This window comes from Pseudomonas sp. Fl4BN1 (assembly GCF_009908285.1).
GTDB lineage: Bacteria > Pseudomonadota > Gammaproteobacteria > Pseudomonadales > Pseudomonadaceae > Aquipseudomonas.
The window spans coordinates 1-24,940 of sequence record NZ_JAAARM010000053.1; the positions used below are offsets into that span (position 1 = coordinate 1).

26 protein-coding genes and 1 pseudogene are annotated in these 24,940 nt (G+C 57.7%); 9 read left to right on the top strand and 18 right to left on the bottom strand.

Features of this window, described 5'->3' with window-relative positions; translation table 11 throughout:
• Window positions 1-223: 223 nt before the first annotated feature.
• Window positions 224-1,156 carry an HNH endonuclease gene (locus GV818_RS34715; protein WP_256679576.1) on the top strand — a complete coding sequence of 311 codons (933 nt, stop codon included), beginning with the start codon at window positions 224-226 and terminating at the stop codon, window positions 1,154-1,156.
• A 421-nt stretch (window positions 1,157-1,577) separates the two neighbouring features.
• Here the strand turns inward: GV818_RS34715 and GV818_RS31655 are convergent, their stop codons facing one another.
• From GV818_RS31655 to GV818_RS31675, 5 genes are all read right to left on the bottom strand, one after another.
• The gene (locus GV818_RS31655) at window positions 1,578-2,006 is read right to left on the bottom strand and encodes a hypothetical protein (RefSeq protein ID WP_161759414.1); all 429 of its coding nucleotides are present in this window, start codon (window positions 2,004-2,006) and stop codon (window positions 1,578-1,580) included.
• 306 nt (window positions 2,007-2,312) lie between these two features.
• Window positions 2,313-2,972 carry a hypothetical protein gene (locus GV818_RS31660; protein ID WP_161778512.1) on the bottom strand — a complete coding sequence of 220 codons (660 nt, stop codon included), beginning with the start codon at window positions 2,970-2,972 and terminating at the stop codon, window positions 2,313-2,315.
• Between the two features lie 183 nt (window positions 2,973-3,155).
• Window positions 3,156-3,863, bottom strand: a complete 708-nt coding sequence (locus GV818_RS31665; RefSeq protein ID WP_161778513.1) for a lecithin retinol acyltransferase family protein — start codon at window positions 3,861-3,863, stop codon at window positions 3,156-3,158.
• A gap of 122 nt (window positions 3,864-3,985) precedes the next feature.
• Window positions 3,986-4,546 carry a hypothetical protein gene (locus tag GV818_RS31670; RefSeq protein ID WP_161778514.1) on the bottom strand — a complete coding sequence of 187 codons (561 nt, stop codon included), beginning with the start codon at window positions 4,544-4,546 and terminating at the stop codon, window positions 3,986-3,988.
• Window positions 4,543-5,112 carry a hypothetical protein gene (locus GV818_RS31675; protein WP_161759410.1) on the bottom strand — a complete coding sequence of 190 codons (570 nt, stop codon included), beginning with the start codon at window positions 5,110-5,112 and terminating at the stop codon, window positions 4,543-4,545. The genes GV818_RS31670 and GV818_RS31675 overlap by 4 nt, the downstream gene beginning before the upstream one ends.
• Window positions 5,113-5,454: 342 nt before the next feature.
• Here GV818_RS31675 and GV818_RS31680 point away from each other — a divergent pair, with 342 nt between their 5' ends.
• From GV818_RS31680 to GV818_RS31695, 4 genes are all read left to right on the top strand, one after another.
• A complete protein-coding gene (locus GV818_RS31680) occupies window positions 5,455-5,961 on the top strand; it encodes a sigma-70 family RNA polymerase sigma factor (protein ID WP_161759409.1) in 507 nt (168 codons plus the stop codon).
• On the top strand, window positions 5,958-6,923 hold the full coding sequence (locus GV818_RS31685) for a FecR domain-containing protein (RefSeq protein ID WP_161778515.1): 966 nt from the start codon (window positions 5,958-5,960) through the stop codon (window positions 6,921-6,923). The genes GV818_RS31680 and GV818_RS31685 overlap by 4 nt, the downstream gene beginning before the upstream one ends.
• A 97-nt stretch (window positions 6,924-7,020) precedes the next feature.
• Complete coding sequence (locus GV818_RS31690; protein ID WP_161778516.1) at window positions 7,021-9,855, top strand: TonB-dependent receptor; 2,835 nt, start codon at window positions 7,021-7,023, stop codon at window positions 9,853-9,855.
• Window positions 9,856-10,019: 164 nt separating this feature from the next.
• On the top strand, window positions 10,020-10,307 hold the full coding sequence (locus GV818_RS31695; RefSeq protein WP_161778534.1) for a barstar family protein: 288 nt from the start codon (window positions 10,020-10,022) through the stop codon (window positions 10,305-10,307).
• A gap of 119 nt (window positions 10,308-10,426) precedes the next feature.
• Here GV818_RS31695 and GV818_RS31700 read toward each other — a convergent pair whose 3' ends face one another.
• The 9 genes from GV818_RS31700 to GV818_RS31740 form a co-directional block, all read right to left on the bottom strand.
• Window positions 10,427-10,840, bottom strand: a complete 414-nt coding sequence (locus GV818_RS31700) for a hypothetical protein (RefSeq protein WP_161778517.1) — start codon at window positions 10,838-10,840, stop codon at window positions 10,427-10,429.
• A 157-nt stretch (window positions 10,841-10,997) separates the two neighbouring features.
• On the bottom strand, window positions 10,998-11,624 hold the full coding sequence (locus GV818_RS31705) for a TetR/AcrR family transcriptional regulator (protein WP_161778518.1): 627 nt from the start codon (window positions 11,622-11,624) through the stop codon (window positions 10,998-11,000).
• 12 nt (window positions 11,625-11,636) lie between these two features.
• Entirely contained in the window at window positions 11,637-12,857 is a 1,221-nt protein-coding gene (locus GV818_RS31710; RefSeq protein ID WP_161778519.1) for a multidrug effflux MFS transporter, read from the bottom strand.
• Window positions 12,858-13,090: 233 nt separating this feature from the next.
• Window positions 13,091-13,237, bottom strand: a complete 147-nt coding sequence (locus GV818_RS31715; RefSeq protein WP_161778520.1) for a hypothetical protein — start codon at window positions 13,235-13,237, stop codon at window positions 13,091-13,093.
• Window positions 13,238-13,321: 84 nt separating this feature from the next.
• Entirely contained in the window at window positions 13,322-14,023 is a 702-nt protein-coding gene (gene arsH / locus GV818_RS31720) for an arsenical resistance protein ArsH (RefSeq protein ID WP_161759402.1), read from the bottom strand.
• A 12-nt stretch (window positions 14,024-14,035) separates the two neighbouring features.
• Window positions 14,036-14,506: an arsenate reductase ArsC gene (locus tag GV818_RS31725; RefSeq protein WP_161778521.1), complete on the bottom strand. Its 471-nt coding sequence runs from the start codon at window positions 14,504-14,506 to the stop codon at window positions 14,036-14,038.
• A 28-nt stretch (window positions 14,507-14,534) separates the two neighbouring features.
• On the bottom strand, window positions 14,535-15,818 hold the full coding sequence (locus tag GV818_RS31730) for an arsenic transporter (protein ID WP_161778522.1): 1,284 nt from the start codon (window positions 15,816-15,818) through the stop codon (window positions 14,535-14,537).
• A gap of 23 nt (window positions 15,819-15,841) precedes the next feature.
• Window positions 15,842-16,189 (bottom strand): metalloregulator ArsR/SmtB family transcription factor, encoded by a 348-nt coding sequence (locus tag GV818_RS31735; RefSeq protein ID WP_161778523.1) that lies wholly within the window; start codon window positions 16,187-16,189, stop codon window positions 15,842-15,844.
• A 367-nt stretch (window positions 16,190-16,556) separates the two neighbouring features.
• On the bottom strand, window positions 16,557-17,783 hold the full coding sequence (locus tag GV818_RS31740) for an FAD-dependent monooxygenase (protein WP_161778524.1): 1,227 nt from the start codon (window positions 17,781-17,783) through the stop codon (window positions 16,557-16,559).
• Window positions 17,784-17,883: 100 nt separating this feature from the next.
• On the opposite strand from GV818_RS31740, the gene GV818_RS31745 reads away from it, so the two are divergent.
• Window positions 17,884-18,825, top strand: a complete 942-nt coding sequence (locus GV818_RS31745; protein WP_161778525.1) for a LysR family transcriptional regulator — start codon at window positions 17,884-17,886, stop codon at window positions 18,823-18,825.
• A 527-nt stretch (window positions 18,826-19,352) separates the two neighbouring features.
• Window positions 19,353-19,802 carry a GNAT family N-acetyltransferase gene (locus tag GV818_RS31750; RefSeq protein WP_161759396.1) on the top strand — a complete coding sequence of 150 codons (450 nt, stop codon included), beginning with the start codon at window positions 19,353-19,355 and terminating at the stop codon, window positions 19,800-19,802.
• A gap of 230 nt (window positions 19,803-20,032) precedes the next feature.
• Here GV818_RS31750 and GV818_RS31755 read toward each other — a convergent pair whose 3' ends face one another.
• Both GV818_RS31755 and GV818_RS31760 read right to left on the bottom strand, forming a co-directional pair.
• A complete protein-coding gene (locus GV818_RS31755) occupies window positions 20,033-20,536 on the bottom strand; it encodes a GNAT family N-acetyltransferase (protein WP_161759395.1) in 504 nt (167 codons plus the stop codon).
• A 386-nt stretch (window positions 20,537-20,922) separates the two neighbouring features.
• Window positions 20,923-21,942, bottom strand: a pseudogene (locus GV818_RS31760) (helicase/relaxase domain-containing protein); the annotation flags it as partial.
• A gap of 423 nt (window positions 21,943-22,365) precedes the next feature.
• On the opposite strand from GV818_RS31760, the gene GV818_RS31765 reads away from it, so the two are divergent.
• Window positions 22,366-22,737 carry a histone-like nucleoid-structuring protein, MvaT/MvaU family gene (locus GV818_RS31765; protein WP_161778526.1) on the top strand — a complete coding sequence of 124 codons (372 nt, stop codon included), beginning with the start codon at window positions 22,366-22,368 and terminating at the stop codon, window positions 22,735-22,737.
• Between the two features lie 78 nt (window positions 22,738-22,815).
• Here GV818_RS31765 and GV818_RS31770 read toward each other — a convergent pair whose 3' ends face one another.
• The gene (locus GV818_RS31770; protein ID WP_161778527.1) at window positions 22,816-23,244 is read right to left on the bottom strand and encodes a DUF2628 domain-containing protein; all 429 of its coding nucleotides are present in this window, start codon (window positions 23,242-23,244) and stop codon (window positions 22,816-22,818) included.
• Between the two features lie 271 nt (window positions 23,245-23,515).
• The gene (locus GV818_RS31775; RefSeq protein WP_161778535.1) at window positions 23,516-24,271 is read right to left on the bottom strand and encodes a TIGR03747 family integrating conjugative element membrane protein; all 756 of its coding nucleotides are present in this window, start codon (window positions 24,269-24,271) and stop codon (window positions 23,516-23,518) included.
• On the opposite strand from GV818_RS31775, the gene GV818_RS31780 reads away from it, so the two are divergent.
• Entirely contained in the window at window positions 24,179-24,829 is a 651-nt protein-coding gene (locus GV818_RS31780; RefSeq protein WP_178125217.1) for a hypothetical protein, read from the top strand. The genes GV818_RS31775 and GV818_RS31780 overlap by 93 nt on opposite strands.
• Window positions 24,830-24,940 lie beyond the last annotated feature (111 nt).

Here is a 24,940-nt window from a genome sequence, read left to right on the forward strand (position 1 = left end):
CTCTTTTCGGTCACTTGATTGACTGCTTGGATTTTGAATTCTTCGGGGTAACGCGGGTTGCTCATGGCACCTCCTAATTGGCCTCAGTTTAAGGCAAAGAGGTGTCTACGAAACCCGGGGCGATTCAATACGTGAGGTTAAAGGCTTCATCTGTCGTGCGTGCAATGGTAAGGCCGGGGAGACTTGGGACGCAGATCTAGCCACGCAACTAAACCAACTGGCCTTGTTCTTCCGTGTCGTGCGTGACAGAGGTGAGAACCGCGCTGAGGTCATTGAGACGACAGCTGGCGAAAAGCTGATCTACGATAAGAATTCGTTGAAATTCTTCGCTCCAGAGATCAAGAAGGAAGTGAAGGAGGATGGCGTTCATTTTCAAATCAGCGCCAATGACATGAAGCAGGCCCGTCAGATAGTGACTGGCTTGAAACGCACCTATCCCACGCTGGATGTCGAGAAGACTTTAGCCAGCGCGATAGCACAGTCCAAATACCCTGATGGATATTTCCACTTCGAATTCAGCTTTGGCGGCCTGAGCGTTGGCAAGTCGTTCGTGAAAACGGCTCTAGCTCTGTTGTCTGCGAACGGTATCAACCCCAAGATCTGCGAGCGGGCGAACGCTTATATCTTCAATGATGGTGAACCGTGCTTCGGTCACTACTACCACCATGACCTGCTCATCAACCGGCCAGTCGGCGTGCCCCTCCACTGCATCTGCGTGAAGGGCAACAAGGCCGCGCGGACGGTTCAAGCGTATCTGGAATATTTTGGCATCGTCCGAATCGTTATCTCGCTGAGCGCAGATTACGAGGGTGATGATTTTAAGCATTCGTATGTTATAGACCCAACAAAAGGTAAGGAATTTTCTGTCGATTTCGACTTGGATTTTGACGAGTCAGAGGTTAGAAAAATCTATGAGTATGAGTTCTACGATTCGCAGGTAGCTTTGGACTGCCTGCACGCTGTCCTTCCTCATGAGATCCAGCGGCAGCAGGAGCAGCATCTAGAAGAGGTTTTTGCCAACTCGAGGAAAGCGATGGAGCGTCGTTTCGCGGGTAGCGACCACGTAGACCCTCAGGAGTTTATTGAAGCTTATGTAGAGAGTCTTACGCCCTACATCCATCATCTGGCTAATGTCGGACGCATCAGACACAAATAGCCAAGAAGCCAGGCGAGCGCTGGGCGGTAGGTGAACAACCGTTGCAGTTTCTGTTTGTAGGTGTTGGCTGCGAGGTGTTCGCGGATTGCAACTCCGATAACTGAGTAGCCGCGACTGATGGAAGGGGGTATGGGAAGCGGGAGAAGGGAGAGGTTGCCGGCTCTGCGGGGATGCTTGCCTGATCCGAAGGAGTTGCGGAAGTGTTGCATCAACTCCGAGCAAGAGATGAGGTAGTTCTAAAACTAGTGCGTCGACCGACCGCTTCTGGCCGAAAGCTGCCGCTCAAAATCTGATTACCGTATGTTTTTGAAACGATAAACCGAACGATCTTTTACCTAAGAACTGTCATCGAGCGAATACCGCATCTACAGCTCAACGCGTCAACGCAGGCTGCCGTTGCCGTTCGGCTTGTGATATCGACCTAAGGCTTGGCTCGATCCCATCGACACTCCGTCAACCGGTGCACATCGGTTCCGCTGTTTTCTCGCCTGTCGATGTCGCCGTCGGCGTTCAGGTAGATATCGGTATTGGGCCATTGCGGTGTGATGCTGATGCAATGATTACGCCCGGTGTTTTTGCTCCACCACGAAAATTCCATAAAGAACTCGTCGTCCGGGAGGAGTGCGCCATGATTGGTTGCACCGCCTCCGGGAAGCATTCCTCCTTTATCAATCCGATCCTGGACATTCCAGATGTACCTGAGCTCATCCCGGCCGGCTTGCGAGTAGTGAACAATCACCGTTGGCAACGCGATGTCCCAATGAGTGGCCAGCCATAACAGCAGCGGTATCCAGAGCAGCTTTATGTACCATGGCCGGCGCGTGCCTGCATGGGGGGGCAAGAATTTCATCTCCATGTATTCCTGGTGGTACAGCCAGCCCTGCCAGTGGCGCAGGTGCTTGAACCGGCAGCCTCAATCCTCTGCCGAAGCTTGCGCTTCACGAGCACCTTCTTCGGCCCGCTTTGCCGATGTGCCCGGGCTGGTTTTTCGTGCAGCGATTTATCTCTTTCTACCCGGCTCGAAAGTGCCTGGCTGAGATCGGCTTGGAGCTGGCCCTTGGGCGTTTTTTCGGGGCATGGGGTTAAGAGTGGAGAAGCCTTGTCGCAGCCGGTCGTTGTGCACTTCCGACTGCTGTGTGGCATCTCGCGTTGACTGTCAGCACCCGGGAGCTTTGAGTCCCGTGCCGATGGTGACCGCGCTGACCTGGACCTTTTCAAAGGCCTTCTGTGCGACGGCGTCGTATTTCTGGTCGCAGTTGAAGCGTGTCTCCATCACGTAGTCTTCGCCCTCGGCTTTGCGCATCTGCGCTTCCCACTGGTTGGCGGCGTTGAGCGCAGCATCCGAGACCAGCACCACCTCTAGCAGCACTTCTCTGAAATCTACGGCGTGGGGGCCTTCCCAGTGGGCATAGACCGAGGGATCAGCGGCGTTCCCGCACATGCTCAGGCAACTGGCGCTGTAGCTCAGGCCGCCACCGGACGATGCGGTAAAGGCGCCTACGGTGAGGGGTTTGCCTGGAGCGGGGGCGAAGGTGCCGACGAACTGGGTCAGGTCGGCCTGGCACTTGGGCGTCAGTTCCATACGCAGCTTGTTGACTTTGCCGCCTTCTACCGTGGCGGTGATGTCGCAGCCCTGGACTTTGAACTTGTGCTCGTCGCCGAAGGATTCCCGAGGGATTCCGGCGACGGATTCAAAGTAACGCTGATTGGTGCCCAACATCTCGCCGTTGAAGACTTTGGCAACGGAAGCGGCATGGGCAACGTCAACAGACAGGGCCAGTGTCGAGGCAAAAAGGCAGTGGATCAGCTTGTTCATGGGAGAGTCCTTTCAATGGGATGACCAGTGCCCGTGGTCATCTTCAGATGGGTTCGGGGGCGCGAGTGTAGCAGGCGTTGATGCTACGGTTTTCCGGTTTTTACTGTGTGCTAACCCTGGGGAAAGAGCAGGGCGCAGCTAGTTATCTTCAGGCGTTAGTCGTGGGCGTCCGGCAGGCCGCGATCAGTCCGTAAGCCAATCCCAGAGGCTGCCCACCAAATAGGCTGCGCCTGCGGCCACCGCTGCGGTGGCCAGTGCGGGGGCCAGTGCTGTTCCTCCAGCGAACCCTACGGCGCCAAGGCCCGCAGCAGTCAAGCTGGAGGTGCCGCCAGCGGCGGCCAGACCCGATGCGGTACTGACGACACCCTTGGCCAGAGCTTGACCTGTCAATGAACGCGCTACTTGGCTCACGGTTGTGCTTGCGGCCTGTCCGGCCAGCATGTTGCGTGCCGCGGCACTACCACCTTGGGCGAGCAAGGCCTTGGTGGTTTGCTCAGCTGCCTGTTTGGCCGCTCGGTGCATCAGCAGGCTGCTTGCGGCTGTGCCCAGGCGTTGCTTGGCGACCCTGACCTGTTCGCTGGTGTGCCGATCGGTGGCGCACCAGTTGGCAAAGTGCTCGCAGTTGTTGAACACAAGGTTGTATTCATCCTCGCCCAGCCTGGACCGGGCCCGGCGACAGATATCGGGGCCTCTGAAATAGACTTTCCTGTAAGTCTTGACCCTGGCGTTCTTGCCTTGCAGGAAGGCTTCAAGGGAGGTCGACTCGATGCATCCCTTATGCAGACCCGAGCCCATGCCGGAATAATGGACCACGCGATTCCTGCCGACAAAAATCCCGTGGTGGGTGTAGAGGCCTCTACCGACAATCAGATGCGTTCCAGTGGGGTACATTTTTAGATGAGGCTCCAGCTTTGTGCATTGGGGAAGCTTGACGCTAGCAGATGGCGTCGAAAGCCCGATAAGCGAAGGGCTTCACCGAGACGCTATCCTCGAAAAACAGAGATTCGAGACACTCATTGGTAGCCGCGCCAGTAGGCCTCGACATGCCACAGTGGGCGTCCCGTCAGGACCTCACGTATGCCATTGATCACGGCTTGATACTGCTCGGCATCGAACTTCGACCAGCGTTGCTTGCGTGCTTGTGCCCAGATTTTCCGTAAACCGCCAATATCTTGATCGTAGAGCTCATCCAGCAAGAGCTTGTCGATAGGGGGATGCAGGGCCTGGACATTCGGATGCAGCTCCTGGCCGGCGCAGACAAAGGCACCCTTGAGATAGACATTGATGAGCTTTGCCGCAACGCCGTGGCCGAAGCCGACCAGGCCCTTGTTGTTGGCAGCTTCGATTGCGCTCTCGCGCCAGATCTTGTGCTGGGTATCGATGCGCTCGGGAGACGGCAGCAGTTCTGGGTCCGCCAGTAGCAGGTGCAGCCCCGTGGCTTCGATGATCGCCTTGCCAGTGCTCACATCGAAGCGACAGGTCTTGGTGCTCGCTGCGCGACTTGCGGCCCAGGCGGTGTAGCGGTGGCGGTGTTCGGCAATGTCGTAGGGCTTGATCACTGTCGGAGCGTTCATGCGCAGATCTCTATCTGTTCATAGGCGTATAGCCAATACAGTGTCCGTTGGTTGTTGAAGGTCTTGACCTCGACCACGCCACGTTTCTCAGGAAGCCAACTGTTGTCCCAGGCCCGAGTGGTGTCTTCCATTTGCCACCAACTGACAATGTTCGGGTGCCAGGTTTCGGCAAGCATCAAGCGGTAGACACTGCGTGTCTTGGTGGAAGGGGAGATGAACTTCTCCAGTACCGGGGCCAGGTTTTCCGCTTTCATGCGTTCGAAGTCGATACGCAGTTGTTCGGCTTTCTTCGGAGTGAACAGGCGCTTGGCCTCAACAAAGAACACACGCTCCTTGTCGAACAACATGCAGTCGATCCGATACTCATAGCGTTGGGTGAGCGGGTTGAGGAACGGCACTTCCATGAACGCATGGGCGTTGTTGCGTGCTCCAAAGGCATTGGCCAATTGAAAGGTGAGGTTGCGTTCGTTCATGCCATTGCGGCCATAGGACGGGTAGAACGAGCTCAAGCTGTCGGAAAAATTTTCCGCGGCTTGTTGAATCACGCTGTTGATTACTCGACTCACAGTATCCCTCTGCTTTTATCCTTGAAAACGAGCTTGCCCAGGTGATTGCGGCCCTGAGCATGGGGTGCATCATAAACATCGGGACGCTGACATGGCCATTAAAATGCCGCTATTGGTGTCGTGCGTTCTTCAGTGGGCCTAGAGCTAGGCATCGGCGTACTTGGGAGGTGGCAGGCACCTTGAGTTCAGGCCCGCAGTTTCAATGATTGACGTATCGGTGTTTACGTTAAAGCCGCCAATTTTTCTGATCGCGACTTTTGGCGCCTCTCACCCCATCCCCCCTATACAACCCCCACCGCAAAACCATAAAATGAGAAGCATTATCATTAATGCGGATCTGACATGCACGACGACAGCATTGCCTCGCCCGTCGCCCAGCTGTATGCGAACCATCACGGCTGGCTTCGGGGCTGGTTGCATCGGCGCCTGGGGCACACCGCCGATGCCGAGGACCTGGCGCACGACACCTTTATCCGGGTGTTGCGCTCCCAGGAGGATGTGCGCGAGCTGCGCCAGCCCATGGCGTTTCTCGCGACCATCGCCAACGGCTTGCTGATCAATCGCTGGCGGCGCCAGGAGATCGAGCGGGCTTACCTCGAAGCCCTGGCCGCGCGGCCGGTGGCCGAGGAGCCTTCGCCCGAAGTCCGGCATTTGATGATCGAGACCCTGTTGCAGTTGGATTCGCTGCTGGTGGGGTTGTCGATGCGGGTGCGGCAGATTTTCTTTCTGTCCCAGCTCGACGGTTTGACCTACCCGCAGATCGCCGCGCAGTTGAGCCTGAGCGTGGCCCAGGTGCAGCGGGCCATGAGCAAGGCGTTCAGTGTCTGTTATGCGAGCCGTTTTGAATGAGTAATGCTGCTGTTGACCCGCGGGTGCGTGACAGCGCCATCGACTGGCTGGTGCGGATGCAGTCCGGGCTGATGAGTGCCGCCGAGCACCAGGCCTTGCAGCAGTGGCGGCAGGCGAGTGCCGATCACGAATACGCCTGGCAACGGGTCAGCAGTTTGCCGCTGTTGCTGCAGCCCGGGGTGAGTCTGTTGTCCGACGCCACGGCGCGTCGGGCGTTGGAGTCGGCGGGGGCCGATCCGCAGCGGCGACGGCAGGTGCTCAAGTGCCTGCTCGCGTTGGGTCTGCTGGGGGGCATGTCCTGGCAAGGGGCGGATTCCACCCTGGTGCGTTCGGCCTTGGCGGGTTACCGCACCCGCATCGGTGAGCGGCGGCGCTGGGCATTGGCGGATGGCAGTGCGCTGTGGTTGAACACCGCCAGTGCGGTGCATCTGGACTGGAACCCACAGCAGCGCAGTGTGCAGTTGATCGAGGGTGAAATGGCCCTGGATGCACCGGCCGAATCCGCCTCGCTGCAGCTGCTGACGCCGGATGCGGTGTTGTATAGCCGGGGCGCCAATCTGCTGGTGCGCCAGGATCGACAGGGCACCCTGGTGACGGTGTTGCGCGGTCTGGTACAGGTGAGTGCGCGGCATCATCCGGCACCCTTGGCGCTGAAGGCTGGCTGGCAAAGCCGGGTCAACAGTCAGGGCGTCGGGGCCCCAAGCCCCATCGATGTGTTTCTGGCCCAGGCCTGGTTGCGCGGCATCCTGCCGGCGGAGCGGATGCGCCTGGATACCTTGCTGGCGGAGCTCTCGCGTTATCGCCCGGGCTTTTTGCGTTGCAGCGAGGCGGTCGCTGCGTTGCGTGTGACTGGCAGTTTCCAGTTGGACGATACCGATGCCGCGCTGGCGTTGTTGACCAATACCTTGCCGGTGCGCATCGAGCGACGCACCCGTTATTGGGTGACTGTGGTGCCTGCCTGAATATTTTTTTTCACTCGCGCGATAGTTTTTTCGAAGTGGCCGGGCCTTTAGGTATTACCCATCGAAACAGGTGGGTGTCGACCCCTAGGAGCCTTGCATGATTTTCCCCGCCCGAGTCTTGTGCCCCCGCACGTTTACGCTACTTTTGCTCAGCCTGCAGCCGCTCTGCAGTGAGCTGGTGTTTGCCGTTGGCGAGCGTCACTACAGCATCGGCGCCGGCCCACTGGACCAGGTGCTGTCGCGCTTTGGTGCCGAGGCGGGGATCAGCATGGCAGGCAGTGCGCTGCTCACGGTCGGCAAGCGCAGCCGGGGCCTGCAAGGGGATTTCAATACCGACGCGGGCCTGACCCAGCTGTTGGCGGGCACCGGCTTGAGCTATCAGCGCCAGGCTGACGGTGGTTACGCCTTGCGGCTGCGCCAGGAGGCGGTGTCGCTGCCGACCCAGAAGGTCAGGGGCGAAAATCCCGATCAGGAGGAGGTCTACCGGGCACCGCGCTCGTCGGTGTATATCTCCGGCGAGGACCTGCAGCGCTTTGGCGCGATCTCGGTCGGCGACGTGCTCAAAGGCCAGCCCGGGGTCCAGGTTGGCGACAGCCGCAATGGCGGCGGCCTGGATGTGAATGTCCGCGGCATCCAGGGCCAGAGCCGGGTGGCGGTGACGGTGGACGGCTCGCAACAGGCGCTGGATGTCTATCGCGGTTATGCCGGGACCCAGCAACGCAGCTACATCGACCCGGACATGATCAGCGATATCGCCATCGACAAGGGCCCGAGCCTGACCTCCAGCGCCATCGGTGGCACGGTGAAGATGCGCACGATCGGCGTCGGCGACATCTTGCAGGACGGCAAGAATATCGGCCTGCGCTTGAAGGGCGACCTGTGGAACAACGGCGTCGCGCCAGCCTCGCGTGATCCTCACTCCAGAACCGAGGACCTGTATTCGGAACCGCACCAGAGCCGTGGCGGGCTGTTCGGTTCGGACGCGGAGTCCGGCAGTGTCGCGTTCGCCTATTCCCATGACTTGTTCGACGTGGTGGCGGCTTATGCCAAGCGCAACCAGGGCAACTATTTTGCCGGTAAGAAGGGCCAGGACCGCTACCGCACCTTTGACCGCTACGACCGCGAAGAAACTACTGTCGCCACCACCTATAACGCCGGTGAGGAGGTGCTGAACTCCTCGTCGCGGACCGAATCGCTGCTGCTCAAGACCACGCTGCGCCCGGCGGACGGCCACACTTTCGACCTGGGCTATCGCCGCTACGACGGGCGCATCGGCGAGATCATGCCGTCGGATATTTTCCGCTTCGGCACCGGGGGCATCTATCAGTACCCGCTGGGCCACACCAAGATCGATACCTACACCGCGCGCTACAACTACCTGCCTGAGGCTAACCCGCTGGTAGACCTGACAGCCGACCTGTGGATGACCGATGCGCAAACCAGCCAGTTGAGCGCTTGGTCGGCACCGGCCTCCCAGGCCTACCGCACGGACCGTTCGTGGAACCGCCAGGCCAACCGCCGTACAGGGGGCGGCCTGGCCAATACCTCGCGGTTCGAGACCGACTACGGCGATTTGAAGCTGGACCTGGGTAGCTCGTTCCAGCTGGAGGAACTGCGTCCGCAAAAAGGCGTGGTCACCACCCAGGACGATATCAACGCCAACCGCAGCTTGCGCGAAGGTTCGCGGCAAGAGTTCAGCTTCAACGGCAAGCTGGAATACAAGCCGGTGGATAGCCTGACGCTGTGGGGCGGCGGTCGTTACACCCACTTTCACAGCAAGGATCACGTCGCCAATGCAACGGCGCGGCGAGAGGAGCGCGAGTTGCGCTTCCTGAGTGTCTCGAACGGCGACAGATCCGGCAACATGCTGTGGTTCCCGGACTCGAGCGGGCAGTACACCGACGCCACGGACCCGCGGTTGAACAACGGCATTGTCTTCAAGAACACCAACTACCCTTTCGAGGGTGTTCGCTACAACGACTTTGGCGCGGTTGATTCGACGGTCTATCCATCCGAGGTGAGCAGGGTGGTCACCGGGTTTGACTATTCGGGCAAAGAGAGCAACAGCGGGAGCGCCTTTGCCCCGGCCTTCGGGATCAATTACGAGGTGCTGCCAGACACCTTCGTCTATGCGTCCTACACCCAGGGCTTTCGCATGCCGTCGTTGTTCGAAACCGGCTACGGTGTGCAGCAGACCACGCCGGGCAAGGGCTTGAAACCCGAGCGCTCGAGCAACTGGGAAGTCGGCGCCAGCACCCTGCAAAAGGGCCTGCTGTTCGATGACGACTCGGCGGCGATCAAGGTGGCCTACTTCGACAACACCATCAAGAACTACATCACCCGCTACTACGACCCGAGCCCGGGCCTGTGGGGCCTGATGCGCTTCAGCAATACCGACAGCTACCAGACCCGCGGCCTGGAGCTGCAGTCGCACTACGATGCGGGGCGGATGTTTGCCGACTTCTCGTCCACCTACTACCTGAAGACCGAGACCTGCGATGCGGCTTTCGCGGCAACACTGCGGGCCAGCAGCAATCAGTATCGAGATTTGAGCAATACGCCGGACTGCACGCCGGGCAGCTTCATGGGTTCCTACACCAACACCCAGAACCCGCCGCGTCTGGCGGCGAACCTGACCACCGGCCTGCGCTTCTTTGACCAGAGCCTGACTGTCGGTACTCGCGTCACCTACACCTCGGGCCCGACCGTGACCGCCGACGAGAACTGGCAGACCGGCGCCACCACGCCGCAATTGAACTACCGCCAGGTCGCGCTGTTCGATCTGTTCCTCAACTACAAGTTGCAGGAACAGGCCAGCCTCAACGTATCGCTGCAGAACCTCACTGATCGCTATTACCTGGACCCGCTGGCACAGAGCTTCATGCCGGCACCCGGGCGCACGCTGCGAGTGGGGATGCAGGCGAAGTTCTGAGGCGCTTGCCCGCGTTAACGGCCAGCGTCTGGCGCTGGCCGTTTGCTCGATGGCGCTGCTGATCAAGGGCCGCGAATGATGCACAAGGGCGCTGTCCGAGCACCGCTGCCGAAACGAACTTCAGTTACCCTGTGCACCCGTGAACGACGTTTGAGGTGCTGATGATGACCCGCTTGGCGGTGGTGGAAATTGACTTGAGTGAGGTGGCGAGCGCCAGCGAACTTCATCGCGCCTTGAAGGATGCGCTTGGCTTTCCCGGCTGGTACGGCGGCAATTGGGACGCTTTCTGGGACGCAATCAGCGGGCTGGTGCCAATGCCCATACAGCTGAGGATTTCAGGCTGGGATGCGTTATCCAGAAGTTTACCGGCGGATGCGAAGCTCCTGCAAAAATGCCTCGCACGGATGAAGAGCGAGTATCCAGAGTCCGCAGCGGATGTGCTGTTTCACTAGAGGCTTTTCAAGCCAGCACTCGACCGATTCCGGGTAAAAGCAGCGGCTCATTGAGGAATATTTCCCGCCGAGCCAACTGCGAAACCCAAAGGGCGATTCAAGACATCCACCCTGGTTCATCAGAACAACATTGCACATTCTGCAGCATCAGCTTGTATGCGTAAGGCCAGGCCCGATTCGAATTGAATCACTAGGTGATGGTCCGCGGGGAAGATATCCGTGAGGTAGAACTCTTCGGTTGCGGCGTCGGGATGTACAACGCCAATCGCGTGAACACAACGGCCATCCTCGTCGATGGCGTCTGGCTCCATCCCTGCGGCTGAAAAATAGCTCACTCCCTTGAAGGTGATGATTATTTGTTCTGCTTCTTCGTCAGGCACCCAAGCGTCGGGCCATCGAACGAAGCTCAGCACGAGTGAGCGATCTACGATGTCGTACTTGATGGCGCTGGCTTCGTAGAAATTATGCAGATCGTAGGCGCGGCCCTGTACCTCGACCTCGATGTGCCCGAATACGAAGTCATGAAATTGCATGGGTTGGCGCTGCTCTCTTGGTGGAAGGCGGTTAAACGCCTGGTGGTGTGGCAACGCTTGATACTGGCCGAAAGGGCGCCGTCGCCAATGGCGATTCGACGCGGACAGTCCCGGCCAGCGTGCGAGTTCGAAACATGCATGCCATGAGTTGCTAGAGTCAGCTCCGTTGACCGGCTTTGCCGCTGGCAACGACCGGCACCCCGGGCAGGCCGATGATCTTGATCAACTGGCGTAGCGCTTCGAGACGGCGCGAGTATGCCTGCTCATTGCCGTAGATGAGTTCGACATGCAGGCTGTCGATCAACGCCATGTAGGCCTCTGTCAGCAGTTCGACACGCGGTGTCTCGATGTCCGGATAGGCGACTGCAAGAGACGCCTGGAAATGCTCACGAATGACTGTCAGGTAGTTCTCAAAACCAGACTTCACGCCTGGCTCGATCAACGGCGGCGGATAAAATCCCGCGCGGAACAAGAAGCGCAAGGCACTGCTGCTGCCATATCGATCTTGCAGGTTGTCGACATAGCGCTCGCCAGGTACCGGGTCGCTTGCGGCTGCCGAGAACTGCGCGGTTACGTAGTCCCGTTCATTGTGCAGCGCGACACCCAGCACCGCCATGTAGAGCTCGTCCTTGCTTGCGAAGTGGGCATAGAGCGAGGGCTTCTTGATCCCTGCGCTAACGGCAATGTCGTTCAGCGATGCCGCGTCGTAGCCGCGATCGGCAAAATGCGTCAAGGCAAACTGAACAACGCGTTCAGCCGCTGGAGTGAGGGTAACCGAGGTCATGGCATGCTCTTGTCAATGGCCAGAAAGAGTGAATGTAGCGTCGCTGCTCTTGGGCAGGCTGATCCGGGTCAGCAGACAAACCACTAGAGCGCTGAGCGTCAACAGGGCTGTCCAGGCGATGGGGCCGTGCTCCACCACCAAGGCTGAAATGGGGGTAGCGCTAGAGGATACAGACAATTGGATGGCACCGAGCAAGGCCGCTGTCGAGCCTAGCGCACGTTCCTGGGACGACATCACCAGCGACATCAAGGTCGACTCGGCAATTCCCAAGCCGAACAATGCCAATGCCATCCCCGCAACAACTCCAGCCAACCCCACCTGGGTCATGGTCGCCAACAACGTCACCAACGCGCCTAGAGCCATGCAGCCGACACCTATCAGGCTCAGGCGATTGAGGCCCAGGGTGCTGATCAGCCTGCCCGCCAGGATGGCACCCAACAGAATGGCGAAACCGGTTACCCCAAACAGCATTCCGAACCTCTGCGGGGACAAACCGTAAACCTCCTGGTAGACGAGTGTGGCGCCTCCAATGTAAGCGAAGAGAAAGAAAAACACGGCGGCAACCGCCAGCGCAGGCAACAGAAAACCCCGGTCTTGGCCGATGCTCAGGTAGGTTCGGCACGCTGCTGTCAGGCGCAGTGGTTCGCGCTTATGCGCTGCCAGCGTCTCCGGCAGGTTCAACCAGCTGTTGCCCAGCACTGCAACGCCAAGCAGAGCCAGGGTAAGCATCACTGCGCGCCAGCCAAAGTGCGTATCAATGACGCCGCCCAGGGCTGGAGCGAGGATTGGCGCAACCCCTTCAATGGTCATTAACAAGGCAAACAGTTGGGTCGCCATCACGCCTCGGCTGACATCGCGAACCATGCTCATGATGACAACCAGCGTCATCGCACTGCCTAGCCCTTGCAAGAAGCGAAAGCCAATCAGTGCCTGGAGTGTGGGCGCCCAGGCCGAGCCCAAGGAGCACAGGATAAATAGAACCAGGCCGGCCAGCAGCGGCCGCCGCCGCCCGTAGGCATCCACGAACGGGCCAAACAACAACTGCCCGGCACCCATGGCCAACAGAAAGAACGTCAGGGTGAGCTGGACACTGGCAAAGCTGACGTCATAGTCCCGAGCGATTTCGGGAAGGCTGGACAGATACATGTCCACCGCGGAAGGTCCAAGAGCGCCGATGACTCCCAAGCCAACCGCCAGTTTGAGTGGTACACGATCCGCTGAAATGCTGTTCATTCATATTTCTCGTTGCTATTGCTACCTACCGGTCGGTAGGTTTGCGGATAATGATAAATATCACTCCTTTATGGGTCAACTCGGATTTTGCTTGGGCAGTCATTCTGGTGTGAGCCGCAGGTATGGGCACAGGCGTCAGCCCGACTCATCGTGCAGGCCAGACCGGTGCATCACGGAGATCCCGGATCTCGCCCGCCAAGTAGCGCGTCAACGCTACCCAGTGTTCAAGGCGGTTATCCATGGCGTTGGTGGTTGCTGGTCTGTTGGGCAGCGGTGCGGCTGTCCACCGGTTCGGTGCTCGCGATGGCGAGTTGCACCTGGGTCAGGCCCATGCCGTGGATTTCTCTACCCGCGATGCCATCAGCGGATCTCTCGACCATCACCTTCGGGATTCGAAATCCGGATACCGCTGAAAGGGTCTATCCGCTGGCGGAGGTTGGGGCGCCGGAAAAGCACTAACGACGTCAGATCGAACCCTGGTTGACGCGCGCCGTGAGCTGCTCGGCGCTCTCTTTGCGCTCCGAGTAACGGTCCACCAGAAAGTCCTGGCGGTGGCGCAGCAGCAGAGTGAACTTCACCAGCTCCTCCATCACATCGACGACCCGATCGTAGTACGCCGAGGGTTTCATCCGACCGGATTCGTCGAACTCCAGGTAGGCCTTGGGCACCGAAGACTGATTGGGGATGGTGAACATGCGCATCCAGCGGCCCAGGACCCGAAGCTGATTGACCACGTTGAAGGACTGCGAGCCGCCACAGACTTGCATCACCGCCAGGGTCTTGCCCTGAGTGGGGCGCACGGCACCCAGCTCCAGGGGAATCCAGTCGATCTGGGCCTTGAACACGGCCGACATCGCGCCATGTCTTTCTGGCGAACACCAGACCTGGCCCTCCGACCACAGCACCAGCTCGCGCAGTTCCTGCACCTTGGGATGGGTTACAGGGACAGCGTCCGGCAGCGGTAATTCACCCGGGTTGAAGAGGCGCGTCTCGGCACCCAAGTGCTCCAGCAGGCGAGCGGCTTCTTCCACCAGCAGGCGGCTGAACGAGCGTTCGCGGGTCGAGCCGTACAGCAGCAGGATGCGCGGTTTGTGCTCACCGGGGTGGGGCGTGGCCTGGCTGCTTTCGAGCAGGCTGAGATCAAGGTTGGGCAGGTGTTCTGACATGTTTCCTCCAACTTAGAGCGAGCCGATTCGATCCAGCTCGTGTTTGAGTTCAGTGCGGCTCAGGGTGGCAAAAGGCAGGTCGAGGAAGGCTTGGCAGCGTCGCTCGATGCGCGCCAGGGTGGCTCGGAAAGCGGCCTCGATCGCCGCTTCGTCACCAATCACCTCGGAGGGATCTTCCAGGCCCCAATGGGCTTTCAGCGCCGGGCCGAAATACACCGGGCAGGTTTCGTCCGCGGCCTTGTCACAGACCGTAATCACGATCTCTGGAGGGTGGTCCGCGAAGGCCTCGTTGCCTTTGCTGTACAAACCCTCGATGGCAATGCCGGCCTGCTGCAGCGTGGCAAGGCTGCGCGGCAGTACCTGCCCCTTGGGAAAGCTCCCGGCACTCAGCGCCTTGAATCCGCTCGGCGCCAGGTGGTTGAATATGGCTTGCGCCAGGATGCTGCGGCAGCTATTGGCTGTGCACATGAACAGGACTCGCATGGATTGCTCCTGCCGCTGGAAGCGGACATCAAAGGCTCAGGCGCAGCGCCAGGGCCGTCAGGGTGATCAACAGCACCGGAAGGGTCAGCACGATGCCGACCTTGAAGTAGTAACCCCAGCTGATGCGCAGGCCTTTGCGCTCCAGCACGTGCAGCCAGAGGAGGGTGGCGAGGCTGCCGATGGGGGTGATCTTCGGGCCGAGGTCGCAGCCGATGATGTTGGCGTAGATCATTGCCTCGCGGACCAGCCCATCGGCGCCGCTGGCTTGGATGGACAGCGCACCGATCAGCACACTGGGCATATTGTTCATCATCGATGACAGCAGCGCCGACAACAGGCCGGTGCCAATCGTGGCGCTCCACAGGCCCTGTGCGGCCAAGCGGTTGAGCAGGTGAGTGAGTTGATCGGTCAGCCCGGCGTTCTTCAGGCCGTACACCACCAGGTACATGCCCAGGGAGAAGACCACGACCTGCCAAGGCGCGCCCCTCAGCACGCGTCGGGTAGAGATTTTGTGACCCTTCGCCGCGACCGCGAACAGCACTGCCGCGCATACCGCCGCTACAGCGCTGATGGGAATGCCCAGTGGCTCCAGGGCGAACAGGCCAACCAGCAATGCCAGCAGGGTCCAGCCGCCAACGACAAAGGTGGCGCGGTCGCGAATCGCCTCTTCAGGCCGCCTCAGCGCATCGCTGGCATAGCGTTGCGGCAGGTCTTTGCGGAAATACAGGAACAGCACCAGCAAAGTGGCCGCGACGCTTGCCAGGTTCACCGGCAGCATCACCGAAGCGTATTCGCTGAAGCCCAGCCCGAAGTAGTCGGCGGAGACGATGTTCACCAGGTTCGACACCACCAGCGGCAGGCTGGCGGTGTCGGCGATAAAACCGGCGGCCATCACGAAGGCCAGGGTTGCCGCCGGGGAGAAACGCAGCGCCAGCAGCATGGACATGACGATGGGCGTCAGGATCAGCGCCGCGCCGTCATTGGCAAACAGCGCGGAGACCGCCGCGCCCAACAGCACGCAGAACACGAACAAGCGGTAGCCGTTGCCATTGGCCCAGCGCGCCACATGCAGCGCTGCCCATTCGAAGAGGCCCGCTTCATCCAGCAACAGACTGATAATGATGATGGCGATAAAGGTTGCGGTCGCGTTCCAGACGATGGCCCATACCGTGGGGATGTCCTGCAATGACACCGCGCCCACCGCCAGGGCGATGACCGCGCCGATCGTCGCGCTCCAGCCTACGCCGAGGCCCTTGGGTTGCCAGATCACCAGCACCAGGGTGAAGACGAAGACTGCTGCAGCTATCAGCATTGAAGGCTCACTCGTTTGGGGATTCAGCAGCAGGCAGCAGCGCGGACAGGGCGCCCGTGCATGTTCTGCAGGCGGGCAGCATTTTTCTCCAGCCAGGCGACGTTGGCCTGCAATGTCACTTGGAGGATCTCGTTGACCCAGGCCGGCAGGTCTGGATTGAGGCGGTAATAGACCCATTGTCCCTGACGGCGATCCAGCAGCAAGCCACTGCTGCGCAGTTGGGCGAGGTGGCGACTGATCTTCGGCTGGCTGTCGTCGAGGGCGCACATCAGCTCACAGACACACAGCTCCCCTTGGTGGGCGATCAGCAGAGTGGCACGGGTGCGCGTCTCGTCAGCCAGGCTTTTGAAGACCTCGGGAGGGGTGATCATCGGCAATGCCCTTTATATTCGAGTAATCGAATATACGGATTTCCATATATCATGGGCAAGCGATTATTTGTCGAAGGTTGGTGCCTGGTTTAAACAACGGTTCATGAGGGGGGCTATCGACCCGCTTCAGTCATTCAGAACCGGCTAATTGGCAAAGGCCTGGACTGCCCACGTTTTTCTAGATGCAGTGCGGGGCCGCAAGGAGTCGACTCCCGCCTGTGGCCCTCATGCAAGCTGATCGGATGCGGACAAAGAGGCGTTCGCATAAGGCCTGAGGAATCATATCCAGCGACTGTAACGCTCAGCCGAGCGCTCAACTTTCCTCACTAGGGACATGACTTTCTATCCGTGCGGAATACAGCGCACATCATTCAAGGCTGTACAGGCTGCCAAAGCCGCCTCCCGCCATTGACCTGCTGTCAGCGCCACCAGACATCGGTAGACCCTGTCCCCATCCGGCTGCCAAGACCTGCACGTCACGCACGGGATCGGACGCCTTAACCCTCTCATTGCGGATGCGACAGGTTTCAGGATCTGTGGCGAATAACCCGCGTGCGAAAACCCGGCCCTGCTCCGCCAGTCTCGCGGTTTTGGGGGCGCGAATTTTCGCAAACACCTGGAAGATCTCTTCCAAGCCTCCACTTCCACCATCAAGGCACCGGGCCAAATGCCACGCATCCTCCAGCGCCTGGCAAGCTCCCTGTCCCGACGTCGGCAACGGCGCGTGTGCGGCATCTCCGACCAGCAGTACATTCGCCCGACTCCATGTATGCAGCGGCTCTAGGTCATGCACCGCAATAAGTCGGATGGCATTCTCGGGCGTGGCATTGATGATGCGTGAGACCGGCTCAGGCCATTTCGCGAAAAGATTCTCGACCTCCTTGCGCATATCTGCGGTGGGCGTGGCCTCATTTAAGGGCCGTGCCTGCGCCGCGGCCCAATACACCAGTTCGGGTCGAACCGCCACGCAACCAAAGCGCTCGCCCGCTCCCCAGAAGTCCTGGATCGAAATATCGTCCACCAGCGGATGCGACCCCTGCGCCACGCCGATCCAGTTCACAAAGCCTTGATAGATTGGTGTGTTGTCACCCGCGACAAATTTGCGCGCCACTGACTCCATGCGGCCGTCGGCGCCAATGAGCAGATCCGGGCAGATGCTCGCGCCATTTTCGAAATGGGCCACGGCTCTGCCATGAGCATTCAGCTCAATGCCCACCGCCCGGCGCCCGAACTCCACCGCAATCCCTGCTCGGGCCGCATGGTCCAGCAGCACCTCCTGCAAGTGCCTGCGCAGCACCGTGTAGGTTGGGTATCCCATCGTCCGGTCCAGCAAACCAATATCGAGGCCCCCCAGTGCATTTCCCGCAGCATCCTGACGACGCATTGTCAGCGGTCGACCGCCAATGGCCTCAATGTCTTGCAGCAGTCCCAGTTCGTCCAGCACAAAGCTGGCATTAGGCCAGAGCGTCACACCGGCTCCCATGGTTGCCGGTACCGCACGACGCTCATAGACCCGTGGGTTGTAACCCTGCTTGCGTAAGGCCAGTGCCACGCTCAGGCCCGCAATGCCGCCGCCCAGTATTCCAATTTCCACGCTGAAGCTCTCCTTAGGCAAAAGCGCATCTTAAATTTCGCCACTACAGAGAATTAGCATGCAAAAATGGGACGGATTCATACCTCAATCGGGATAATCAATGCGCGATACACTCGATCTGAATACTGTTCGTGTCTATGTGGCAGTGGTTGATGAGCAAAGCTTTGCTGGCGCATCGCGTCTATTGGCCATGCCTTCCTCCAACGTCAGCCGCCACGTTGCCGCACTGGAGCGAAGACTCGGCGTACGCCTGCTGGAGCGAAGCACCCGTCACCTGCGGATGACGGAAGCCGGTCGACTGCTCTACGAACGAGCAAAGCCCTTGCTCGACACCCTGCTCTCCACGCAGGAAGAGCTTGGTGTGGTACAGCGCGAACTGCGTGGTCCTCTGAAGATGTGCATGCCTGGAGAGGCACCAAGGCTGCTGGCTCCCATCCTCGCCGAATTCTGTAGCCTCCATCCCGGAATCGAGCTCGAATGCGACACCCGGATGACCGGGCTAGAGGTACTTCGAGAGGACGTCGATCTTTCCATCGTCTTCCACCGGGGCCATCAGGAGGACAGCGCTTTCATCACCCGCGAACTCGCCACACTGCCCAGCATCGTGGTTGCCGCCCCCTCCTTGCTGGCCAGGACCGGTGTGCCACGCCATGTGCGCGAACTTAAATCTCTGCCCTGCATCACCACCCTCAGTGCGCTGAAGGGCCAGCCCTGGCAGTTTGAGGATGCCGCGGGCCAAATCGTCAAGGTGCCGGTCCGCAGCCGCTACCGCGTCAACAGCGGAGAACTGGCCGTGGCAGGCGCACGGCAAGGCATCGGCTTCGCAATTGTGGCGGCCTACCCCTGCCAGGAAGACCTTGCTACAGGCCGATTGCAGGAGGTACCACTGGACCTGCGCCCCGCGCCGCTGCAATTGCTAGGGGCATACAGCCATCGCCATTCTGTGACTGCGCGTGTCCGGGCGCTGCTGGAATTGATACAAGTGCGGTTGGCTGGATCAGTTAACCATCCCATGGGTCCTAGACCTTATGGGTCGGTCTAGGATCGAAATGGGGCACCAGGCTCAGAATGGAGCCCTCGGGAGCGCATGCAGTCGGTATGACTTTCTCAATGTCGGCTCTTGGCCGGTAGCTGCCTATCACGAGGGGCAGCTACCGGCCAGAAGCGGTTGTTCAACATGGTTGGCCAACAGCCCTTTCACGTGAGACGTTTTTCTGAATATCGAATTGTGAGCGCAATACTAAATACGCTGACGCATGATAAGCTCTTACGACGTCAAACAGATAAACAGTAAAAGCTCGAACAGCATGCTGATATTTTTTAAAGAGGAAGCCCAAGGCTTGAAGGTTGCACCTCGCTGGCCATCCTCTAAAGTAATAATTGGAAAATATATTTCTTAATTTTCTTACTGTTATTAAATACGCCAAAGGAGCACTCGAGCAGTGCGGCTCCAGCATTCACCACAACCAAGCAGAGAGCATGCAAATCCATTGTGATTTTAATGGATAAGCTGGAAGTTCTTCTATTCTGCAGGAAACTGCTCTGCCAGTCATAACTCAAGGACAAGTAGTGAATATTGAAGTCAAAATTGCACCAAAGAACTCGCAAGGAATTTTGACCACTATGCTGGTCGATTACTTACAGGAGCTGGGCGTAGAGACAGAGTATCCGTACCTTCCACTTTACTGGGAGGAGCCTGAGAGGCACCCCTACTTCATTCTTGCGAATGACAAGGTTGCTGGATTTGCTCTTGTGAGAACATTGAGTGATGCGCCATTGTTTGAGATGGCCGAATTTTTTGTAGCGAAATCGTATCGTGGCGACTCAATCGGAAGAGAGGCGGTGCGTACACTCTTTAAATTACACGCAGGAGCCTGGCGAGTTTCAACCATGATTGACAACGTGAGCGGACTAAAATTTTGGCGGGCAGTCGTACCAGCGGATACCCCTGTTAGTCGCATCGAAGAGCCGGGTGAAGCCCCTTATGTGCTGTTGTTATTCAACACCGCCAAGCGCTAGATTGTCTCGCTGCATCCCAATCAGCCACAGTTGATTTATCAGCATCATTGAGTGGGCCCAATAGCAGCAGAACCTTTTGCAAAGCTTGGTAGTAAAATGAAAGGACCGTGCCTTCAAAATGGCCCCAGCGGCATCGAGCGTCAGCACAAAAAAACTGCGCGACTCGGCACACTAGAGCCAGATGATAACCATCCAGAAACGGACGTCACACAACACTAAAAACTCTCAAACTAACGTAGGCGAGCCATTGCAAGTGCATCGACAAAGACACCGTCACGAACAGCATATTTTCGCAATGTCCCTTCAACTTCAAACCCAAATTTTTGGTACAGGGATTTAGCAGCATTATTGTCCGAGTAGACCGTTAGCTCTACTCGGTGAAGATTCATCCAGTTATCAGCTATCTCCAAAGCGGTACCCATCAATTGGGTCCCTACACCTTTACCGTGCCAAGCTAGCGCGACACCCATATAGATTGAGCCGACATGGCTTTGTCGTATTCGTGAATACTGGTCTAACCCAATATTACCGATGACTTTGCCTTGGTGGACTGCCACTAATTGTACCCGACGCTCATCGCAGCCAGATAGACGGCTTCGCCATATATCATTTGGTTGATAAGGCATCTGAAGTACTTGACGGCATACCGTTGGCTCGTTGTAGAGCGCTGTCACACCTTCGACGTGCACCTCTGTAAATCGCTCAATAACTATTTCTTCGAACGAGGTGGTCACTTTGCATCATCCTCTAGAGGGAATATGGCAAAGCAGTGTAGTAAATTAAGATGATAAATGGCTAGCGTTGCTGCCAACGGCATCAACGTGAATCACCCAGAGTTTTCTAGATACATCCCACTGACTGCTTTTGGCCGAGAGCTGCCGAACGTGAACGGCAGTAAGTGGCAGATTCTCGCCTGTCAGAATCGATCTCAATTGGCCAGCTCCTGCAGCTCATGGTCTTGAAAGGTACTGGTCAAGCTCGAGTACAAGCACCCAGATAAGTTGAGTACGATCAGCTCGCCAACTAAAGCGCAACCTCGCCTGAAACCTCAATAGAAAAACTCGTTGCGTGCTGAAGTTCTTCTCTGGTGCTCTGCTGAGCAGTGAGCTGTAGCAATCCCTTATGTCAGCGCCAGATACTGATTGTTCAACGGTAATTGGCTGAACAGTAAACCAGGATCTTTGAGCAAGTAACCATGTAGTCGCCTGGACTTACGTGGTCCTGTCACTTCACAGGTCCAGATGTTCAAACCGTTGAGCTGTTTACGATGTAGCTGTAACTGCTCAAAGCGCTTTTGCACCCACTGCCAGTCTGAAATCTTATCTTGTTTGGCCAAGTGAGCTGTTTGGGGATGTTCCTGCGCGTAGCGCTGAAACACGCCTGGACTTACCAGGTAGGCAGTGTCGACGACGGTATGCACCAGGGCTTTTGTGTCGTTGATGATGAGTTTGTGGGATGCGATATGTTGGCTCAGCCAGTTGAGGAAGTGTTCGCCGGAAGGAGGGGCGTTGTGCTTCGGGGATGCTGGCGAGTCGTCCAGCGGGAGGTGTCTTTGAGGCGCTAGATCTTTACTGTCTAGATCAGGAACATCTGACGGATAGTCGATGGGACCAAGAAACTCTGGCAGGTCATTGATTCTGTAAGGAAGGTCGATCGGTGGCTGATTATCGACTGGGAGTCGTTCGTCAATTGCGTTTGCCGGGAGAGTAGAGGCAGTGGTCTCTTCCTCTACAACTTTGATCGTTCCGGCATAAGGATCGGGACGTTCATCTTTCTCCCAGGTCAGTGCTGGAGCCAGTCGCAGTAACGTCAGGGTATGTCACCAATCACCATGGGTGACAGTTGCTTTCCAGATGGCTTTGTTGTCTTGAGTGGCCTGGAGAATGCCGTGGTCCTGCAATACGTTGAACACATCGGTGTTGCTGGTAGGAATACCCTCGATACCCTGGCCTAACAGGTGTGCACGTAGCTTGTCCGAGACCGTCTTGCTCACCAGCCACAATGAGTCCGCTGTCAGCCAGCCATCTGACGCTTTGGCTTGGTTCAGCTTCAGTTCTTCCTTGATCAGATAGCGCAGGCCCTCGAGCAGTTTGCGCTGCAGCGCGTTGCGTGGAGCTGCCAGTGGTTTACCTGGATCACCTCGCCGCGAGCAGCTCTGGTTCGGAGGGGATCTCACTGGCGTGTACAGGCTGAGCCATCAGTATTGCCATGACGACGAACACTGGTAGTGCCTGGTTCAAGAGCAGCGATTGTTTGCTGATCAACTTCATTGCGTCGTGCTCGTTTGGCGTGAACGGCACCATGGTGAAAGGACGCGAGGTTTCTCACTGCAATGAATGGATAGCGGGGTATCACCGCATTGAAGTGACTAGTGAGTGGGAAGGCATATTGGCACGGGCTTGAAGTGTCAGAGGGGGAGTTTGATAGATGGGTTCTTCTCAATGTTCAGTCCCTACGCAAGATGAAAGTAAAAGTTTCATTGAATAGGGTGATGACTTGACGCTCTCTAAGTCTTAATATGGCAAAGTTGAATTTAGAATTAACCCTTTGAGGAAAATGCAGAATGTCCCGTCTAGCCGAGTTTCGTAAACTGGAGCAGCAGCTCGCCACCCAACTCGCAGAGCTCGAGTCGATGAAAAGCGATTCCGGTTTGAAGAAAGAGATGGAGTTTGAAAGCAAGCTGCGTGCGTTACTGGCTGAGTACGGCTTCAGCTTGCAGAATATTATTAATATTCTGGATCCAGAGGCTGGTAGCCGTGTCTCGACGTCAAAAGGTGCACCAGTAAAAGCAGCTCGTAAGGCGCGGGATGTGAAGATTTACAAGAACCCTAATTCGGGCGAGCTGATCGAAACCAAAGGTGGTAATCACCGTCAGTTGAAAGAGTGGAAAACTGAATTTGGTGCAGATGTTGTTGAGTCTTGGCGCACCCAGTAAGGGATGCTCCGATCAATTCAGAAAACGAGCCCGCGTCCTCATCATGAGGTACGGGCTCTTGACTGAGCAAGCCTGTAATCAGAAACGCATACCCTGGAACGGATTCCAGCTTTGTTCACCTTTCACTTCTTTCAGGTAGTACGAGTAGTTGGTCATGAGCGCATAAGTCATGGAGACAGCGATGTTCAGACCTGTGGTCAACGGTTTGGGAAACTCCATACCCAAGATCGCAAAAATCACACTCAACACGACATTGATCGTAAGTATGATGCCCAGCATTGCAAGATTTTTCTTCCAGAGCCCCAAGACGAACAGGTAAATAGGGCCGAAGAAAAATGCAATCACGTTGGCGTTAATGAGCATTTTCTTCTTGAAGCCAGGCAGCGTCTTAATGGCTACCTTGTATCGTGGGTCGCTTGGCGAGCCATAAGTGTCAAAGAAGTTAAAGCGCTCCTGCCATTTGGCGCTGTATTTTCCAGTGTTTTGTACTTGTTCGTTTGTGCTCATTTCCGCGATTCCTGATATTCCATAATGTGATGCTTTTTCTTCCGTTGTTTTCTGTGCTGCTTTTTTCTTGTTTTTAGCGGGCTGATTATATTGGTTTTTTGAGAGAGAAGTTCAAGTGGATTTCCTGAGGCGTTTGCTCTGCCCGATTTATCGCGGACTCCACGACACTTGGACACCCGGCCCAAGAGCATTGGGCATTCGTTTCACGTTCACCTGGATCGCATCGCCAAAGGTCAGGTCGCCATTACGGCTTCAAGGCCGTGGTGGACACCTACAGGTATTTCTTAAAGCTCCCAGCCATGATGTTTACCGCAAGCCCCAGCATGATCGCGCCGGGCAGCAGAATCAGTAGCGGGTTCACGCTGATCGGCAAGGCGAGGTACACAACCCACGGGAGCACGGCCAGGGGCAGCACCGACGCCTTGGCGCGGTGGGAGACAAACCCCGACTCGCGCCCGGCACCAACGCGTCGAATGTCTCGCCGCACCAGTCCATCCACCAGGCCGACAAAGGCACTGAGTAGAAACAGAGGCGCGGCGAGCACCAGGATGAGCACGCGCACCATCACCACCAGTGTGATGAAGGCCGCGGCAATCAAATATTTCTCCAGCCAGATGTAGGCCTGGCTGACGAAGTATCGAAAGTCCTTGGCACCATTGGCTGCCGCTGCGGCCTTTGCTGATTTCTCATGTATCCAGTCGGCCAAATGGCTTTTCACGAAGATCCATTCATAGGCCTGTTGGACCAGTTGATGCGCTGTCCGCCCAGGCTCCTGCACCACGGCGCTGCGTGTGAAGTGCTCGGAAAGCTGTGCCAGCTCAAAGCTCAGCATATTGGACGCATGCTGCCAGCCTTGCTCGGGCCAGAAAAAATGCATGCCCAGGCATTCGATTGTGATGCTCAGAAGTAATGAGCCACACAGGACACCGAACAGATGAAATTCACCGATCAATTTGCCGCCGCATTCCCAGCCGGCAATCCACTGCCGGCACTGTTGCGACAAGCCCTTGAGTTGATGGAAGAGCATGGCTGCGTCCGCAGTCGTCGTGATGGCGTGCGCTACATGACTGTGCACCCCGAACCTGAGCATAGCGATATCGCTACCACCGCTTTCTATGTGCCGGAGCCCGCCACTAGCGCCTACTGGACCGCAAGTGATGACCCCGAGGTGAACCAGCGGCTGTCCATATTCCTCAGAACCGGCGGCGACGGCTCGTGGGCCGGGCTGTGGCTGGACGACAACGGGCAGCAGCGAGTGGTCCACCTGGGCTCGGGGTCCGGGTCGGTGATGCTCTGTGTGCTGACCGATAGCGTGCAAGACCTGTTGCGCCTGCTGGCAATCGGTTACGACGAGCTCTGCTGGCCGGAGCAGTTCCAGCGAACCCCCGAAGAGGTTCGGGAGGATGAATACGACGATGACGACTACCCGCCAGCGCCCCAGCTGTTGCGCAACCACGTCGAACGGACGCTTGGACTAAGCATTCCGGCTCGGGCAGCGGAGATCGTGGTCAGTACCGAAAGCATGGATGCATCGCAGGCGAGCGATCCGTTCTGGAATTGGCTCAAGCAGGTTAGGGGAGAGTGATCCGCCTCCGCCAAGGCGAATAACGGCTAACCCGTCAATCAAGCAGACGCCTGGCAGCGCCGATTATTTCCAGCGTCATGTGCCAGGAGTGCACCGCAGGGATCTGCTCCA